The following is a 15,230-nucleotide window of genomic DNA, read 5'->3' on the forward strand; positions in this document are numbered from 1 at the left end:
CGCTCTCACGCAATCTTCGGACGGTCGTCCGCCGTCATGTCGAGGATCCTGGTCGTATAGCAGTCCTCCAGCTTCGGCGCGCCGCTCTTGAACTGACCGATCTTGTCGTAGACGGAAATCTGCTCGGCAAGCGCGGCCGGATCGAAGCTGCCCCAACCATCCTTGCCGGTCGCTGCGTCGAAGCTCAGCGACAGGATGCGCGGCACCGTCTTCAGCTCTACGGCAAGGTCGAGCTGCGGATAGGCTTCCACCGTCAGTTTGACCGCCTCTTCAGGATGTTCATGCGTCCAGGCCCAGCCCTTGGCGACGGCACGCAGCACCTTTGCCAGTGTCTCGGCATGGCCGCTCACGGCATCGTCGGTGGCAAAATAGACATTGGCGTAGGAGGGCAGGCCCGTGTCCTTCATCATCAGATCGATGCGGTCGGGACCGATGATGGAAAGCGCCTGCGTGTTGGTGATCCACCCGGTGACTGCATCGACCTGGCCGGTCATCAGCGGCGTCATGTCGAAGCCGATATTGGTGATGGTCAGGCTCGATGGATCGATATCGTTCTTCAGCAGGATGGCATCGAGCACATAACGGGCTGTCGGCTGGATGCCGATGCGCTTGCCGACCATATCCTTGACGGTGCGGATCGGCGCCTTCGGCAGCGAATAGAAGGCGAAAGGCGCCATGCGGAAACCGCAGGCGAAGATCCTGATCGGCACGCCGGATGAACGGGCTAGAAGAAGCTGTGCCGAATCCGAGAACTGTCCGAGCTGCGCATCACCCGTGATCACGGGCGGCACCGTCGCCGAATTGGGACCGCCTGGGGAAAACTCGACGTCGAGACCCTCGGCCTGGAACAGTCCCCGCTTGACTGCGACGATATCGCCGATCTGTCCGTTGCTCATCAGCCAGTCATATTTGATGACGACCTTGGATGCGGCGGCTTTCGAGTGACGCGGCACGAACACGCTGATCCCTGCCGTCGCTGCAGCAAGGGCAAAGGCTCCGCCCTTCAGGACGGTACGCCTGCCGACCACGATTTGTTTGTCATCCCCGCTCATTTGCTTGCCTTTCCCCTTGTTGGATTGTTGGACGACCGGCCGATTGCGCTCGCTATTGCGGATCGATGTCACCGATCGGGCCGCCTGCGGACCACGCATAGATTTCCCAGAGATTGTCGTCAGGATCGGCGAAATAGACGCATCGCGCGTTCCAGACATAATCCTGCGGCGGCGCGTGGAAGAGCACGCCCGCAGCTTTCAGCTCCGCATAGGCAGCATCGACCTGCTCTGGCGAGGCGAGCTCGATGGCCGCGCAGGCCTTGTGCGCACCTGGAGGGGCACGGCGGCTTGAGACACCGGTATTCTCGGCAATATGCTCGATCTCCCACAGCGCCAATGTCACGCCCGCCCCTTTGAAATCGGCAAAGCCGGGAGCCCGGCGGCGAGGTTTGAAGCCAAGACGCTCGACATAGAAAGCCGATGCTTTGTCGATATCCTCGACCAGGAAGCAAATGTCGGTAATCGGATTGGTTTGGGCAAAAGCGGTCATATGGGCCTCCTGATGGGAAAAGCCTCGCAGACCGCAGCCTCAAGAGATTTCAAATTCGTGCGGTTGTCTTTCGCAAAGCTGCTGATCTGTCATCGGCAAGAGCCGGCTCAAAGACGGACCGAACGCTGGTATTCTTTCGGCGTCGCCCCGATCAGACGACGAAAGACGCTGGAGAAATGCGCCTGGCTGGAAAAGCCCGTGGCATAAGCGATGTTTGCAAGCGTCTCCTTGCCATCGGCGAGGTAGAGCCGTGCTCGTTCGATCCTGCGTTCGAGAACGAAGCGATGCGGCGCCATGCCGGCCGCCCGTTTGAATTCCCGGCTGAAGTGAAAGGGGCTCATATGGGCCACGCCGGCCAGCTCCTCGACACTCAGATCGGATTTGCCAAGCAGGTTCTCGATGTAATCGATCACACGCCGGAGATTGTCCGATGTCAGCGGACGGTCGCCGGCTTCAGGTTTGGCGCCCAGCAGTTTTACGACGCAGCAGGCGAGCGCCATCCCCAGATGCTGCATCAAAAGCAGGTCGGCGCGCCCGCTCTTCTCGGCGGCAAATGCGAGGGAGAGTGCGACCTGCAGCGTTGTCGGATCAGTCGTCGCGCTGAGCGCGTCACTATCCCAATGTTCGGGATCGAAGCGAGAGCCGCCGATGCCGCTGTAAAGCGCAGGTGACTGGAAGATCGAGATATAATCCGCCGCATCGCCATCGACTTCAAGGACGGTGGCGGCCGGTTGAAATCCCAGGGTGAACGGCGGCCTCTCAACTTTGCGGAATGCCCCGCTTCCAAGCCGATAGGCATATTTGCCGTGCGCCGTGCGGTTGATCGAAATTCTATGAAGGGAGCCCCTCGAAACCATTTGCCCCGCGGCGCTACGATAGGTCTCGACGATCATGTCGCGTTGAACAAAGGCCTTGTAGCCTCCGAGGGATGGCCGGCTTATTGAGAAAATCTGCGGGTCGATGTCGGGCATTGTTTCATTCTCCCTAGCAGGAGAGAGGCAAGTTGCGCGCCAAGTGGCGCGAAGCTTCGCGCTAGATATCAACGTCGCAGCATAAAACCCGACGGTGCCCAGAAAATCGTCATTTTACGCCTGCTGTCGCGCCACACGGCACCGCGGCCTAGCAGAGTTCGCCTTCGGCAAATTTGGTCGCATGCGCAAGAATTATGCAGTGCATGTTTCTTGATCGGTGGCCGTAGACCATCTGACCGCTCTGAAGACCGCCGAGGCATCCGAAATCATTCCCGGTTGGAGGAAACCGCGGCCAGGGATGAGCTTTCGCTCCATCCACTCTTTTCCCCGGAGATGGTTCTTTTGGAAATTCGTTCCTATCCACCGGCATTAATCCATTTAATCTATAGACATAATAATTGGAGAGAAATTGCGATGAGTATCGAAAAGTCCGAGAACGGTCTCGGAAGACGAGATCTGCTGAAACTGTCTGCCGCAGCCGGGGTCGCCGTCGCCGGTGCTTCGCTCATCGGGCAGAAGCCGGCTTTTGCCGCCGGCGAAGAACTGTCGCTGAAAGGCAAGCGCATCGCCATCAGCGCAACCGGCACCGATCACTTCTTCGACCTGCAGGCCTATAATGCCCAGATCGAGGAGGTAAAGCGCCTCGGTGGCGAGCCGATCGCCGTCGATGCCGGACGCAATGATGGCAAGCTGGTCTCGCAGCTGCAGACGCTGATTGCCCAGAAGCCGGATGCGATCGTTCAAATCCTCGGTACGCTCAGTGTCATCGATCCCTGGCTGAAGAAGGCGCGCGATGCCGGAATCCCGGTTCTGACCGTCGACGTCGGTTCGACCAATTCGATCAACAACACCACCTCCGATAACTGGGGCATCGGCAAGGATCTGGCGCTGCAGCTCGTCTCCGATATCGGCGGCGAAGGCAATATCGTCGTTTTCAACGGCTTCTACGGCGTAACCCCCTGCGCGATCCGCTACGACCAGTTGGTCAATGTCGTCAAATATTTCCCGAAGGTGAAAATCCTCCAGCCGGAACTGCGCGACGTCATCCCGAACACCGTGCAGGACGCCTTCACGCAGATCACGGCCATCCTCAACAAATATCCCGAAAAAGGTTCGATCAAGGCGATCTGGTCGGCCTGGGACATTCCGCAGCTTGGTGCGACCCAGGCTTTGGCTGCCGCCGGACGCACGGAGATCCGCACCTACGGTGTCGATGGCAGCCCGGAAGTGCTGCAACTCATCGCCGATCCGAATTCGCCGGCCGGCGCCGATGTCGCCCAGCAGCCGGCGGAAATTGGCCGCACCGCCATCCGCAACGTCGCCAAGCTGCTCGCCGGCCAGACCCTGCCGCGCGAGACCTATGTTCCGGCCCTGCTCGCCAACAAGACCAATGTCGGCGAAGTCACCAAGAAGCTCGGCATCGGCTGACACCGAACACGAGCGATCCTGCCATGCCGGATCGCTCGGAATCTGCCCACCCGGAGAGATCGACATGACGGCCATTTCGTTGAAGCAGCCGGTGACGGCACGCGACGACATCATTCGCTTTGAAGGCATCGTCAAGCATTTCGGCGGCGCGCAGGCGCTTGCCGGTGCGTCGCTGATCGTCAGGCGCGGCACCATCCACGGTCTCGTCGGCCAGAACGGCGCCGGCAAATCGACGCTGATCAAGCTGCTGGCCGGTCTTCATCAGCCCGATGGCGGCCGGATCGAGATCGAAGGGCAAACATTCGACAGACTGACGCCGCATCTAGCCGAAGAGCTCGGTATCCACTTCATTCACCAGGATCGGCTGCTGGTGCCGACCTTCACTGTCGGCGAAGCCCTGTTCCTTGGCCGGGAACCGCGGATATCGGGCACGCCGTTCCTCGATCGCCGACTGATGCAGCGCCGGGCATCTGACATTCTCAACGACTATTTCGGTATCCGGTTGCCGAACGCCGCCTTGATCGGCGAATTGTCGACGGCCGAAAAGCAGATCGTGCAAATCACCCGCGCCCTCCTCAATCAGCCGAAGGTGCTCGTCTTCGACGAGCCGACGGCCGCATTGGTGCGCCGCGAGGCCGATATCCTTTTCCGGCTGATCCGCCGTCTGCGCGACGAGGGCGTCACCATCATCTATATCTCGCATTACCTGAACGAAATCGAAGAGCTCTGCGACCACGTCACCGTGCTGCGCAACGGGCTCGACGTGGCCTCCCTGCCGATCGGGGAGACTTCCGCCGGTGCGATTGCCCGGCTGATGGTCGAGCGCGACATCAAGGAAATGTTTCCGAAGCCGCAAGTGACGCCCGGCGAAGACATCCTCAAGGTCGAGCAGCTGTCGGCGCCGGGGAAATATAGCGACATCAGTTTCACGCTTCGCCGCGGCGAGGTGCTCGGCCTTACCGGCCTGCTCGGCTCCGGCGCAAAGGAGCTGGTCCGCGCGCTCTTCGGTCTGGAGACCCCGGCTTCCGGCCATATCGAGATCAACGGCAAGGCTGCCCGTTTCACCAATCCCACCCAGGCGGCCGGCCGCGAAATCGCCCTAGTGCCGGAAGATCGACGTCGCCATGGCGTCGCGCTCGACCTCAGCGTCGCGGAAAATATCAGCCTTTCGAGCCTTGGCCGCTTCACACGTTTCGGCTTTCTCGATCGCAGGCGCGAACAGAGAGAAGTCGACGCTCTGATTTCGCGGCTGCAGGTGAAGACCAATGGGCGAGATGCTCTGCTGCGTACGCTTTCGGGCGGCAACCAGCAGAAGGTGGCCATCGCCAAGTGGCTGAGCCGCCGTTCCGAGGTCTATCTGCTCGACGAGCCGACGGTCGGCGTTGATATCGGCTCCAAGGTCGAGATCTACACGCTGATCGGCGAACTCGCGTCGCGCGGCGCCGGCGTCATCGTGCTGTCTTCGGATCTGCCCGAACTGATCGGCATCACCGATCGCATCCTGGTGCTCTTCCGCGGCCGCGTGGCGCGGGAATTCATCTCGTCGGAGACCACGGCAGATGCGGTGCTGGCTCAATCGACCGGATCATCCGAGGGACAACGCCATGTCGGCTGAAGTGGAATTCGCGCCTTCCGGTTTTTCCGCTGCCGAACTGCCTCCCCGGCCGGCCGGCAATATTGCAGCTGCGGCATTGCGCTTCGGATCGCTGATCGCATTTGCCGCCATCCTGATCATTTTTTCGCTGACCGCACCCTATTTCCTCAGCATCGGCAATATCGGCAACGTGCTCGGCCAATCGGCCATCTCAGGTGTGCTTGCCATCGGTCTGACGATCGTGCTGATCGCCGGCGGCTCCAATGTCGTCACCGGCGGGATCGACCTGTCGCTCGCGGCCAATATGGGCCTGAGCGCCGCCGTCTACGCGAGCCTGACACAGTTCGGCTACGGCGATGCGACGGCGGTTGCCGCTGCGATCCTCACCGGCGCGTTGATCGGCACGGTCAATGCCATTGCCGTCGTCTATGCCGGCATCGTGCCGCTGCTGGCCACGCTGGCCGTCATGAACGTCGTCGCCGGCCTGGAATTGGTGCTGACCGGCAATACCGTCCTGCCGGCTTCGACGCCATTCCTGTCGGCGCTCTCGGCCTCGGACGCTTTCGGCATCCCGGTTCTCGCCTATGTGCTCCTCGCCTTCACGGCCATCACCACGGCGATCGTGCAATATACGCCGCTCGGCCTGCGTCTCTATGCCGTCGGTGAATTTCCGGATGCAGCGCGTGCCGCGGGTCTGCCGCTTCGACGGCTACTCGCCGGCGCCTTCGTCGCCAGCGGCGTCTCCGGCGGCATCGCCGGCATCCTGTGGGTTTCCTATCTGAGCGGCAGCACGACCGGCGCCGGCGAGATGCTGTTGCCGGTCGTCGTGACGGCCCTACTCGGCTCGGTCTTTTCGCGCCGGCTGGTTCCAACGGTCACCGGGACGCTGCTTTCGGCCCTTTTGGTCGGCTTCCTGGTTAACGGTTTCCAGCTGCTGAACATTTCGAGCACGCTGGTCAGCGGCGTCCAGGGTGTGCTCATTCTCATCGTCGTTTCCGCGACCACGCTGCTGCGCCGGCAGGAGGCCTGACCATGTCGCTCCAGACCCCTCCCCTCGCCACCATAGGCTTGCCGCGTCTGATCGCCGGCGGCCTGGTGCGCTATGGGCTGATCCTCGCCCTGATTGCGGTGTTTGCCGCCTTTTCCGCGGCAACGCCGACGTTCCTGACGCCCGCGAACTTGCAGAGCATCCTGGTCAACAATTTCACGCTGCTTGCCATCGTCTCCATCGCCATGACCTTCGCCGTCGCGTCGGGCGGCATCGATCTTTCGGTGGGAACGGCAATGGATTTTGCCAGCTTCGCCTTGGTTTCGCTCGTCCTCGCCGGACAGCCGGTGGCAGTCGCCGCACTCGCGGGACTGGCCGCCGGAGCGTTCGTCGGGGCCTTCAACGCGCTCTTGATTTCAGGGATCGGTGTGTCGCCGTTCCTCGCCACGCTCGGCACGCTGTTCATCGGCCGCAGCGTGCAGCAGCTGCTGACCAATGGCGGCAATCCGGTCTATCTGCCGCCGAACGGCGTGCCGGAAGCCTTCCGTTTCCTCGGCCATGGGACGATTGCCGGCTTTCCGGTACCGCTTGCCGCTGCCATCGTCGTCATCGCGGCGGCTGCCGTTGTCTTTGCCCGCACGCGCTTCGGCCGCGTCATCCTGTCGATCGGCATCCAGCCGGGCGTCGTGCGCTATTCCGGCATCGCCGCGCCGGCCCATGTCGCGGTGACTTTCATGCTGGTCGGGTTGATCGCGGCAATCGCCGGACTGATCCTGACCGCAACCGTCACCACCTACATCCCCTCCTCGGGCAATGCCTTCCTGCTGAATGCGATCGGCGCGACCTTCATCGGCACGACGCTCAGCCCGCTCGGACGGCCGAATGTGGGCGGGACCGTTCTCGGCGCGCTGCTGCTCAGCATCGTCGCCAATGGGCTGCTGCTGACCGATCTGAACTTCTATTGGCAGCAGGTCGGCACGGGAACGCTGATCTTCGCCGTGCTCGCCCTCAGCTTCATCAACAGAAAGGCCGCCGGCGCCGCTTAAGAGAAGTTGCGTCTCCTCGGAAGTGGTTCTATCCCGCCGAGGCGTCCGAAATCATTCTGGATACGGCATTCTTCCAGCCGATGATCTTGCCCTGCCGCTCGGTCTCATCCATCGAAGGGCTGAAGCGGCGGTCGCAGGCCCAGGCTTTCGCAAAATCCCGCTTGCCGGGCCAGATGCCGGCTTTCGAGCCGGCAAGCCAGGCTGCGCCGAGCGCCGTCGTCTCGCGGATCGCCGAGCGGTCGACAGGGTTTCCGGTCATGTCGGCTAGGCACTGCATCGTCCAATCCGAATCCGCCATGCCGCCATCAACGCGCAGCACCGTTTCCAGCTGGTTGGCGCCCCAGTCCTTCTTCATCGCCACCAGCAGATCGAGCGTCTGGTAGGCGACGGATTCAAGCACGGCGCGGGCAAATTCCGCCGGCCCGCTGTTTCGCGTCAGACCGAAGATCGCGCCCCGCGCCGCCGGATCCCAGTAAGGGGCGCCGAGGCCGGTGAAGGCCGGAACGATATAGACTTGCTGTCCGGGATCGGCCTTGGCGGCAAGCACCCCTGCATCGGATGCCCGACCGATGATGCCGAGGCCGTCGCGCAGCCATTGCACGGCAGCACCGGCGATGAAGATCGAGCCTTCGAGCGCATAGGTCGTCTCGCCGTCGAGCCGGCAGGCGATCGTCGTCAACATCCGGTTGGAGGAGGAAACACGATCCCGGCCGGTGTTCAACAGGGCAAAGCAGCCGGTGCCATAGGTGGATTTCATCATGCCGGGCTCGAAGCAGGCGTTGCCCAGCGCGGCCGCCTGCTGGTCACCGGCGACCCCGAGGATCGGAAGCTCCGCGCCGAACAGTGTCTTGTCGACGCGGCCGAAATCATCGGCACATTCCCTGACGTCAGGAAGCATGGCGGACGGAATGCGAAGAATGCCGAGAAGCTCCTCGTCCCAGGCACCGTCATCGATATTGTAGAGCAGCGTTCTCGACGCATTGGTCGCATCGGTGGCATGCAGGCGTCCATGAGTCAGATTGTAGATCAGCCAGCTGTCGATCGTGCCGAAGCAGACATCGCCGGCCTCGGCCTTCTCACGCAGGCCGTCGACATTGTCGAGCAGCCAGCGCAGCTTCGTCCCGGAGAAATAGGGGTCGAGCAGCAGCCCCGTCTTGGCGCTGAACAGCCTCTCGTAGCCGTCTGCCTTCAGGCTCTCGCACATTTCTGCGGTGCGCCTGTCCTGCCAGACGATCGCGCGGTGAAGCGGCTTTCCTGACCCGCGATCCCAGACGACCGCCGTCTCACGCTGGTTGGTGATGCCGATCGCGGTGATATCGGCCGCATCAAGTCCAGCATCGGCGATCGCCTTGCGCACCGTATCGACAACGGATCGCCAGATTTCGGCGGCGTCGTGCTCGACCCATCCGGGCTGCGGATAATATTGGGTGATCTCCGCCTGCGCCGAGCCGGCCATTTTCATGTCGCCATCGAAGATGATGGCGCGCGACGATGTCGTGCCCTGGTCGATTGAAAGAATATAGCCGCTCATATCCGTCTCCGGCTCGCACGAAACCGCTCCGCCTGCAGAAGACAGCAGGACGCGGACGTTTCATGAGAGAAAGATTGTGGGTGCCACCGGCTTGTTGCCGGTGGCAGGAAGTGATGGCCGGAAGCCTCGTCGCCTCCGGCCTGGTCCGCCTTACTACTTCTGCCAGCTCTTGACGAGTTCGTCGTAGTTGACAGTGACCGGCTTGTCCTTCTCGTTCTCGATCTTCAGCTGCGGGGCAAGGTTGCCGTTCTTCACCGCATCCGCGTTCCAATAGGCGAGATCATGCTCCTCGGCGAGCTTCGGGCCGATGTCACCCTGGACCTTGGCGCGTTCCAGTCGTTGCAGCACCTTTTCCTGTTCGGCGCAGAGCGAGTCCATCGCCCCCTGCGCCGTCTTGGCGCCGGAAGAGGCATCACCAATCGCCTGCCACCAAAGCTGAGCGAGCTTCGGATAGTCAGGAACGTTCGTACCGGTCGGCGACCACTGCAGGCGGGCCGGCGAACGATAGAACTCGATCAGACCGCCGAGTTTCGGCGCACGATCGGTGAAGGATTTGTGATCCAGCGTCGACTGGCGAATGAAGGTCAAGCCCATGTGGCTCTTCTTCACGTCGACGGTCTTCGAGGTGACGAACTGGGCATAGAGCCAGGCCGCCTTGGCGCGGTCGTCAGGCGTAGACTTCATCAGCGTCCACGAACCGGCATCCTGATAGCCGAGCTTCATGCCGTCCTTCCAGTAGACACCATGCGGGCTCGGTGCGAAACGCCATTTCGGCGTGCCGTCCGCATTGACGACCGGCAGGCCTTCCTTGACGAAATCGGCTGTGAAGGCCGTGTAGGTGAACATCTGCTGGGCGACTTCGCCCTGCGATGGGACCGGGCCGGACTCGGAGAAGGTCATGCCCTGGGCGGCAGCCGGTGCATAGGCCTTCATCCAGTCCAGATATTTCTGGATGGAATAGACCGCAGCAGGGCCGTTGGTATCGCCGCCGCGCGCGACGCACGAGCCGACCGGACGGGAGTTCTCGTCGACCTTGATGCCCCATTCATCGACCGGCTTGCCGTTCGGGATGCCCTTGTCGCCGTTGCCGGCCATAGACAGCCAGGCATCGGTGAAGCGCCATCCGAGCGATGGGTCCTTCTTGCCGTAGTCCATATGACCGAAGACCTTCTTGCCGTCGATCTCGCGGCCGGTGAAGAACTCGGCAATATCCTCATAGGCCGACCAGTTGACCGGCACGCCGAGATCGTAGCCGTACTTCGCCTTGAAGTCCGCCTTGTTCTTCTCGTCGTTGAACCAGTCGTAACGGAACCAATAGAGGTTCGCGAACTGCTGGTCAGGCAGCTGGTAGAGCTTGCCGTCAGGCGCCGTGGTGAAGGACTTGCCGATGAAGTCGTCGATGTCGAGGCCGGGATTGGTGACATCCTTGCCTTCGTTGGCCATCCAGTCGGTCAGCGAGCGGGCCTGCTGATAGCGCCAATGGGTGCCGATCAGGTCGCTATCGTTGATATAGGCGTCATAGATGTTTTCGCCCGATTGCATCTGCGTCTGCAGCTTCTCGACCACGTCGCCTTCGCCGATGAGGTCGTGCGTGATTTTGATGCCGGTGATCGCCGTGAAGGCGGGCGCCAGCACCTTCGATTCGTATTCATGGGTCGTGATAGTTTCGGACACGACCTTGATGTCCAGGCCGGCGAAAGGCTTTGCAGCATCAACGAACCACTGCATTTCCTTTTCCTGGTCGGCGCGCGGAAGCGCCGAGAGATCACCGACTTCCTTGTCGAGGAACGTCTTGGCCTCGTCCATGCCGGCATAAGCCGATGCTGTCATTGCCAGCAGCAAGCCTGCTGTCGTCGTCAATAAGTGCCTTCGCATAATATCCTCCCAGGGTTTGCGATTGCAGTCACGTCTCAGGCGGCCGGTACCCCCGGCCATCTGTCTTCTCCTTGCCGTCACACGTAGCGGAAGACGCCGATGGCGTAGACCACGGAGATGGCGAGAGCCCACCACAGGTTAGGCCCACCGAGCCCAAGCCATGCAAGATGAATGAACGCTGCTCCCAGCAGCGAAATGAAGAGCCGGTCGCCGCGGGTCGTCTCGAAACGCAGCACGCCCGTGCGCGGCGAGCCGCCCGGCGAAAAATATTCCCAGACACTCATGGCGATCAGAAGCGCCAGGATCGTCAGGAAGAACAGCGTCGTCGGCAGCGTCCAGGCCATCCAGGAAAAATTCATGACCGTCTCCTCCTCAAACGCGCCCGAGCGCGAAGCCCTTGGCGATGTAGTTGCGGACGAAATAGATGACGAGTGCGCCCGGAATGATGGTGAGCACGCCGGCCGCTGCCAGCACGCCCCAGTCCATGCCCGAGGCGGAGACCGTTCGCGTCATGATCGCCGAGATCGGCTTTGCCGCCGTCGTCGTCAGCGTGCGGGCCAGCAGCAGCTCGACCCACGAAAACATGAAGCAGAAGAAGCCCGCGACACCGACGCCGCTGGCGATCAGCGGAATGAAGATCTTGATGAAGAAACGCGGGAAGGAATAACCGTCGATATAGGCGGTCTCGTCGATCTCCTTCGGCACACCGGACATGAAGCCTTCGAGGATCCAGACGGCGAGCGGCACGTTGAACAGGCAGTGTGCAAGGGCCACGGCGATGTGCGTGTCGATCAGGCCGAAGGCCGAATAGAGCTGGAAGAACGGCAGCGCGAAGACCGCCGGCGGCGCCATGCGGTTGGTCAGCAGCCAGAAGAACAGGTGCTTGTCGCCGAGGAAACGGTAGCGCGAGAAGGCGTAGGCTGCCGGCAGCGCCGCAGCAACCGAGATCACCGTGTTCATCACCACATAGATGATCGAGTTGATATAGCCATTATACCAGGACGGATCGGTAAAGATGACCGTGTAGTTGCGCAGCGTCGGGTTCGTCGGCCAGAGCGAGAAGGCGCCGGTGATCTCGGAATTCTCTTTGAAGCTCATATTGACGAGCCAGTAGATCGGCAGGATCAGGAAGATGATGTAGATCGTCGGAACGAGCCAGGAGAGGCTGCCTGCAGGTTTGTATTTGTTGGTCATATTCTCGCCCTCCCTTTTAGCTCGCGTCGCTGCTGGTCATCACGGTGTAGAATACCCATGAAAGCAGCAGGATGATGAGGAAGTAGATGATCGACATCGCCGCCGCCGGGCCAAGGTCGAATTGGCCGACGGCCATCTTCACGAGGTCGATGGAGAGGAAGGTCGTCGAATTGCCGGGCCCGCCGCCGGTGACCACGAAAGGCTCGGTATAGATCATGAAGCTGTCCATGAAGCGCAGGAGCACGGCAATCAGCAGTACCCGCTTCATCTTCGGCAGCTGGATGTAGCGGAAGACGGACCAGCGCGAGGCGCCGTCGATCTTGGCGGCCTGGTAATAGGCGTCCGGGATCGACACCAGGCCCGCATAGCAAAGCAGCACGACGAGGCTTGTCCAGTGCCAGACATCCATGACGATAACCGTCACCCAGGCATCGATGGGATCGCGGACATAATTATAGTCGAGGCCGATGGCTTCGAGCGTGTGGCCGAGCAAGCCGATATCGACGCGTCCGAAGACCTGCCAGATGGTGCCGACGACGTTCCACGGAATGAGCAGCGGCAGCGCCATCAGCACCAGGCAGACGGGAACGCCCGGTCCTGATTTCGGCATGTTGAGCGCGATGAAGATGCCAAGCGGAATCTCCAGCGCCAGGATGATGAAGGAGAACAGCAGATTTCGCTGGAGCGATTCCCAGAAGCGGTCGGAATGCAGGGTCTGGACGAACCAGTCGGTACCGGCCCAGAAGAACTCGTTGTTGCCGAACGTATCCTGCACTGAATAATTGACGACGGTCATCAGCGGGATGACGGCCGAAAACGCCACGAGCAGCAGCACCGGCAGGACCAGAAACCAGGCTTTGTTATTCCACGTCTTCTGCATGGTTCAGGCCTCCCTGCCGACACGCCAACTGTCGGCGTAGATGCTGATGGCGGACGGATCAAAGGTGACGCGGGCGTCCGCGGGAATGTCGGCGTCTTCAGTCACGACGATGGCGATCGGCTGGCCGGCAAAGCGGGCGCGCACGATCTTCTGCCGACCGATATCCTCGACCTTGCTGATCGTGACCTGCATGCCCTCCCGTCCGAGGCGAATGAATTCGGGACGGATTCCGAGTTCGGTTTTGGCCGTGCCTGACGTCTTCGGCGCGTAATCCAGCGTCAGGGTCTCGTCTCCGACCTTAACAGCGCTGCCCTCGATCCTGGCCGGCATGAAATTCATGCCCGGCGAACCGATGAAATATCCGACGAAGGTATGGCTCGGCCGCTCGAAGAGCTCGGCCGGCGTGCCGATCTGGACGATCTGGCCGTCATACATGACGACGACCTTCTCGGCGAAAGTCAGCGCCTCGGTCTGGTCGTGGGTGACATAGACCATGGTGAAGCCGAACTGCTTGTGCAGCCGCTTCAGCTGCGAGCGCAGCACCCATTTCATATGCGGGTCGATAACGGTCAGCGGCTCATCGAACAGGATGGCGTTGACGTCGTTGCGCACCAGTCCGCGGCCGAGCGAGATCTTCTGCTTCTGGTCAGCGGTCAGGCCCTGCGCCTTGCGCCTGGCCCAGCCGGCGAGATCGATCATTTCGAGGATATCGCGGACACGCCGGTCGACATCCGCCTCGGCCACACCGCGGTTGCGCAGGGGAAAGGCGAGATTGTCGTAAACGGTCATCGTGTCGTAGATGACGGGGAACTGGAAGACCTGGGCGATGTTGCGGCTCTGCGTCGAAAGGTTCGTGACATCGTTGCCGTCGAAGAGGATGCGGCCGTGCGAGGGCTGTAGCAGCCCGGAGATGATGTTGAGCAGCGTGGTCTTGCCGCAGCCGGAAGGGCCGAGCAGCGCATAGGCGCCGCCATCGTTCCATTCGTGGTCGACTTCCTTCAGCGAATAATCCTTGTCGGACTTCGGATTGGCGCCGTAGGCGTGGCGGATATGGTCGAGGGTGATGCGTGCCATTGTGCTCTCCTACGCCTTTCCAGCTGCTGCAGTAGCGCGGCCGGCCGCAGCGATGGCGCGGCCGTCGCTGCCGAAGGCCATCAGGTGGCGAGTGTCGAGAAAGGCCTCAACTTCCATGTCGGGATCGATGTCGTGAATGCCGTGCGCCAGCATCACCCAGCGCACACCGTCATATTCCAGGTGAACGAAGCTCTCCGAGCCGGTGATTTCGGAAACCAGCGTACGCGCCTGCAGGCGGGCCGCGTCGCCGGTCTGCGGCGCAAGGCCGAGATGATGCGGGTGAAAGGCGATGGTGGCGGGACCATCCGGCACGACGGCCAGATGCGAGGGAACCGAGATCGTCACCCCGCTCGGACGCGTGAACACATTGCCGGATTTCGTGACGTCGAGGGTGTTCAGCGGCGGATCGGCGAAAATGCCGGCGGTGGCGAGATCGACGGGTCGGCGATAGACCTCGATCGTCGGCCCGAACTGGGTCACCCGGCCCTGGTTCAGCGTTGCCGTATTGCCGCCAAGCAGGAGCGCCTCGGAAGGCTCGGTCGTCGCATAGACGAAGATCGCGCCGGATTGGGCAAAGATCTTCGGCAGTTCCTCGCGCAGTTCCTCGCGCAGCTTGTAATCGAGATTGGCGAGCGGCTCGTCCATCAGCACGAGGCTGGCATTCTTGACGAGTGCGCGCGCAAGCGCCGTGCGCTGCTGCTGGCCGCCGGACAGATTGAGCGGGGTGCGGTCGAGATAGGGCGTCAGCTTCAGCAGCTCGGCCGCCTTGCGCACCTCACGGTCGATCGTCGCGGCATCCTTGCCCGATATGCGCATCGGCGAGGCGATGTTGTCGTAGACGGTCAGCGCCGGATAGTTGATGAACTGTTGGTAGACCATAGCGACGTTGCGCTTCTGCACCGGCATGCCGGTGACGTCAGTGCCGTCGAAATGGATGGAGCCGCCGGTCGGCCGGTCGAGCCCCGCCATCAGCCGCATCAGCGAGGTCTTACCCGCGAGCGTCGGCCCGAGCAGGACGTTCAGCGTGCCCCGCTCGAGAACCAGGTCGGTCGGATAGATATGATAGTCCGCGCCCACCATCTTGGCGGCGTTTCGCAGTTCCAGCAT

Annotated in this window: 14 protein-coding genes; 4 read left to right on the top strand and 10 right to left on the bottom strand. The window is 61.7% G+C overall.

What is annotated here, in order from left to right; all coding sequences use genetic code 11:
• Window positions 1-5: 5 nt before the first annotated feature.
• The 3 genes from RWJ89_RS22550 to RWJ89_RS22560 all read right to left on the bottom strand — a co-directional run bounded on the left by RWJ89_RS22550 (window position 6) and on the right by RWJ89_RS22560 (window position 2,513).
• Window positions 6-1,052: an ABC transporter substrate-binding protein gene (locus RWJ89_RS22550; protein WP_077979854.1), complete on the bottom strand. Its 1,047-nt coding sequence runs from the start codon at window positions 1,050-1,052 to the stop codon at window positions 6-8.
• 52 nt (window positions 1,053-1,104) lie between these two features.
• Entirely contained in the window at window positions 1,105-1,542 is a 438-nt protein-coding gene (locus tag RWJ89_RS22555) for a VOC family protein (RefSeq protein ID WP_003549520.1), read from the bottom strand.
• 107 nt (window positions 1,543-1,649) lie between these two features.
• Window positions 1,650-2,513 carry a helix-turn-helix transcriptional regulator gene (locus RWJ89_RS22560; protein ID WP_131665608.1) on the bottom strand — a complete coding sequence of 288 codons (864 nt, stop codon included), beginning with the start codon at window positions 2,511-2,513 and terminating at the stop codon, window positions 1,650-1,652.
• 414 nt (window positions 2,514-2,927) lie between these two features.
• Between RWJ89_RS22560 and RWJ89_RS22565 the strand changes: the two genes are divergently transcribed.
• The 4 genes from RWJ89_RS22565 to RWJ89_RS22580 all read left to right on the top strand — a co-directional run bounded on the left by RWJ89_RS22565 (window position 2,928) and on the right by RWJ89_RS22580 (window position 7,569).
• A complete protein-coding gene (locus tag RWJ89_RS22565) occupies window positions 2,928-3,941 on the top strand; it encodes a sugar ABC transporter substrate-binding protein (RefSeq protein WP_027667038.1) in 1,014 nt (337 codons plus the stop codon).
• A 64-nt stretch (window positions 3,942-4,005) separates the two neighbouring features.
• Window positions 4,006-5,556: a sugar ABC transporter ATP-binding protein gene (locus tag RWJ89_RS22570; protein WP_168282862.1), complete on the top strand. Its 1,551-nt coding sequence runs from the start codon at window positions 4,006-4,008 to the stop codon at window positions 5,554-5,556.
• Window positions 5,546-6,565, top strand: coding sequence for an ABC transporter permease (locus RWJ89_RS22575; protein ID WP_170269360.1), 1,020 nt, complete (start codon window positions 5,546-5,548; stop codon window positions 6,563-6,565). The genes RWJ89_RS22570 and RWJ89_RS22575 overlap by 11 nt, the downstream gene beginning before the upstream one ends.
• A 2-nt stretch (window positions 6,566-6,567) precedes the next feature.
• On the top strand, window positions 6,568-7,569 hold the full coding sequence (locus RWJ89_RS22580; RefSeq protein ID WP_316031466.1) for an ABC transporter permease: 1,002 nt from the start codon (window positions 6,568-6,570) through the stop codon (window positions 7,567-7,569).
• Between the two features lie 28 nt (window positions 7,570-7,597).
• On the opposite strand, the gene glpK is transcribed toward RWJ89_RS22580, so the two are convergent.
• From glpK to RWJ89_RS22615, 7 genes are all read right to left on the bottom strand, one after another.
• Window positions 7,598-9,100 carry a glycerol kinase GlpK gene (gene glpK, locus RWJ89_RS22585; protein ID WP_316031467.1) on the bottom strand — a complete coding sequence of 501 codons (1,503 nt, stop codon included), beginning with the start codon at window positions 9,098-9,100 and terminating at the stop codon, window positions 7,598-7,600.
• A gap of 153 nt (window positions 9,101-9,253) precedes the next feature.
• A complete protein-coding gene (locus RWJ89_RS22590; protein WP_027667043.1) occupies window positions 9,254-10,975 on the bottom strand; it encodes an ABC transporter substrate-binding protein in 1,722 nt (573 codons plus the stop codon).
• A gap of 77 nt (window positions 10,976-11,052) precedes the next feature.
• Window positions 11,053-11,334: a DUF2160 domain-containing protein gene (locus RWJ89_RS22595; RefSeq protein ID WP_168271143.1), complete on the bottom strand. Its 282-nt coding sequence runs from the start codon at window positions 11,332-11,334 to the stop codon at window positions 11,053-11,055.
• Between the two features lie 13 nt (window positions 11,335-11,347).
• Window positions 11,348-12,169: a carbohydrate ABC transporter permease gene (locus tag RWJ89_RS22600; RefSeq protein WP_131629873.1), complete on the bottom strand. Its 822-nt coding sequence runs from the start codon at window positions 12,167-12,169 to the stop codon at window positions 11,348-11,350.
• Window positions 12,170-12,185: 16 nt separating this feature from the next.
• Complete coding sequence (locus RWJ89_RS22605) at window positions 12,186-13,049, bottom strand: carbohydrate ABC transporter permease (RefSeq protein ID WP_020047583.1); 864 nt, start codon at window positions 13,047-13,049, stop codon at window positions 12,186-12,188.
• 3 nt (window positions 13,050-13,052) lie between these two features.
• On the bottom strand, window positions 13,053-14,123 hold the full coding sequence (locus RWJ89_RS22610) for an ABC transporter ATP-binding protein (RefSeq protein ID WP_017957586.1): 1,071 nt from the start codon (window positions 14,121-14,123) through the stop codon (window positions 13,053-13,055).
• Window positions 14,124-14,132: 9 nt separating this feature from the next.
• The gene (locus RWJ89_RS22615) at window positions 14,133-15,230 is read right to left on the bottom strand and encodes an ABC transporter ATP-binding protein (RefSeq protein WP_222061907.1); all 1,098 of its coding nucleotides are present in this window, start codon (window positions 15,228-15,230) and stop codon (window positions 14,133-14,135) included.

The organism is Rhizobium sp. 10PS4 (assembly GCF_032464805.1).
GTDB classification, from domain to species: Bacteria; Pseudomonadota; Alphaproteobacteria; order Rhizobiales; family Rhizobiaceae; genus Rhizobium; species Rhizobium laguerreae.

Coding starts and splice junctions, on each gene's coding strand:
- RWJ89_RS22580 (WP_316031466.1), top strand. CDS start 6,568: ATGTCGCTCCAGACCCCTCCCCTCGCCACCATAGGCTTGCCGCGTCTG.
- RWJ89_RS22600 (WP_131629873.1), bottom strand. CDS start 12,169: ATGACCAACAAATACAAACCTGCAGGCAGCCTCTCCTGGCTCGTTCCG.
- glpK (WP_316031467.1), bottom strand. CDS start 9,100: ATGAGCGGCTATATTCTTTCAATCGACCAGGGCACGACATCGTCGCGC.
- RWJ89_RS22550 (WP_077979854.1), bottom strand. CDS start 1,052: ATGAGCGGGGATGACAAACAAATCGTGGTCGGCAGGCGTACCGTCCTG.
- RWJ89_RS22570 (WP_168282862.1), top strand. CDS start 4,006: ATGACGGCCATTTCGTTGAAGCAGCCGGTGACGGCACGCGACGACATC.
- RWJ89_RS22610 (WP_017957586.1), bottom strand. CDS start 14,123: ATGGCACGCATCACCCTCGACCATATCCGCCACGCCTACGGCGCCAAT.
- RWJ89_RS22590 (WP_027667043.1), bottom strand. CDS start 10,975: ATGCGAAGGCACTTATTGACGACGACAGCAGGCTTGCTGCTGGCAATG.
- RWJ89_RS22560 (WP_131665608.1), bottom strand. CDS start 2,513: ATGCCCGACATCGACCCGCAGATTTTCTCAATAAGCCGGCCATCCCTC.
- RWJ89_RS22615 (WP_222061907.1), bottom strand. CDS start 15,230: ATGCTGGAACTGCGAAACGCCGCCAAGATGGTGGGCGCGGACTATCAT.
- RWJ89_RS22605 (WP_020047583.1), bottom strand. CDS start 13,049: ATGCAGAAGACGTGGAATAACAAAGCCTGGTTTCTGGTCCTGCCGGTG.
- RWJ89_RS22595 (WP_168271143.1), bottom strand. CDS start 11,334: ATGAATTTTTCCTGGATGGCCTGGACGCTGCCGACGACGCTGTTCTTC.
- RWJ89_RS22575 (WP_170269360.1), top strand. CDS start 5,546: ATGTCGGCTGAAGTGGAATTCGCGCCTTCCGGTTTTTCCGCTGCCGAA.
- RWJ89_RS22565 (WP_027667038.1), top strand. CDS start 2,928: ATGAGTATCGAAAAGTCCGAGAACGGTCTCGGAAGACGAGATCTGCTG.
- RWJ89_RS22555 (WP_003549520.1), bottom strand. CDS start 1,542: ATGACCGCTTTTGCCCAAACCAATCCGATTACCGACATTTGCTTCCTG.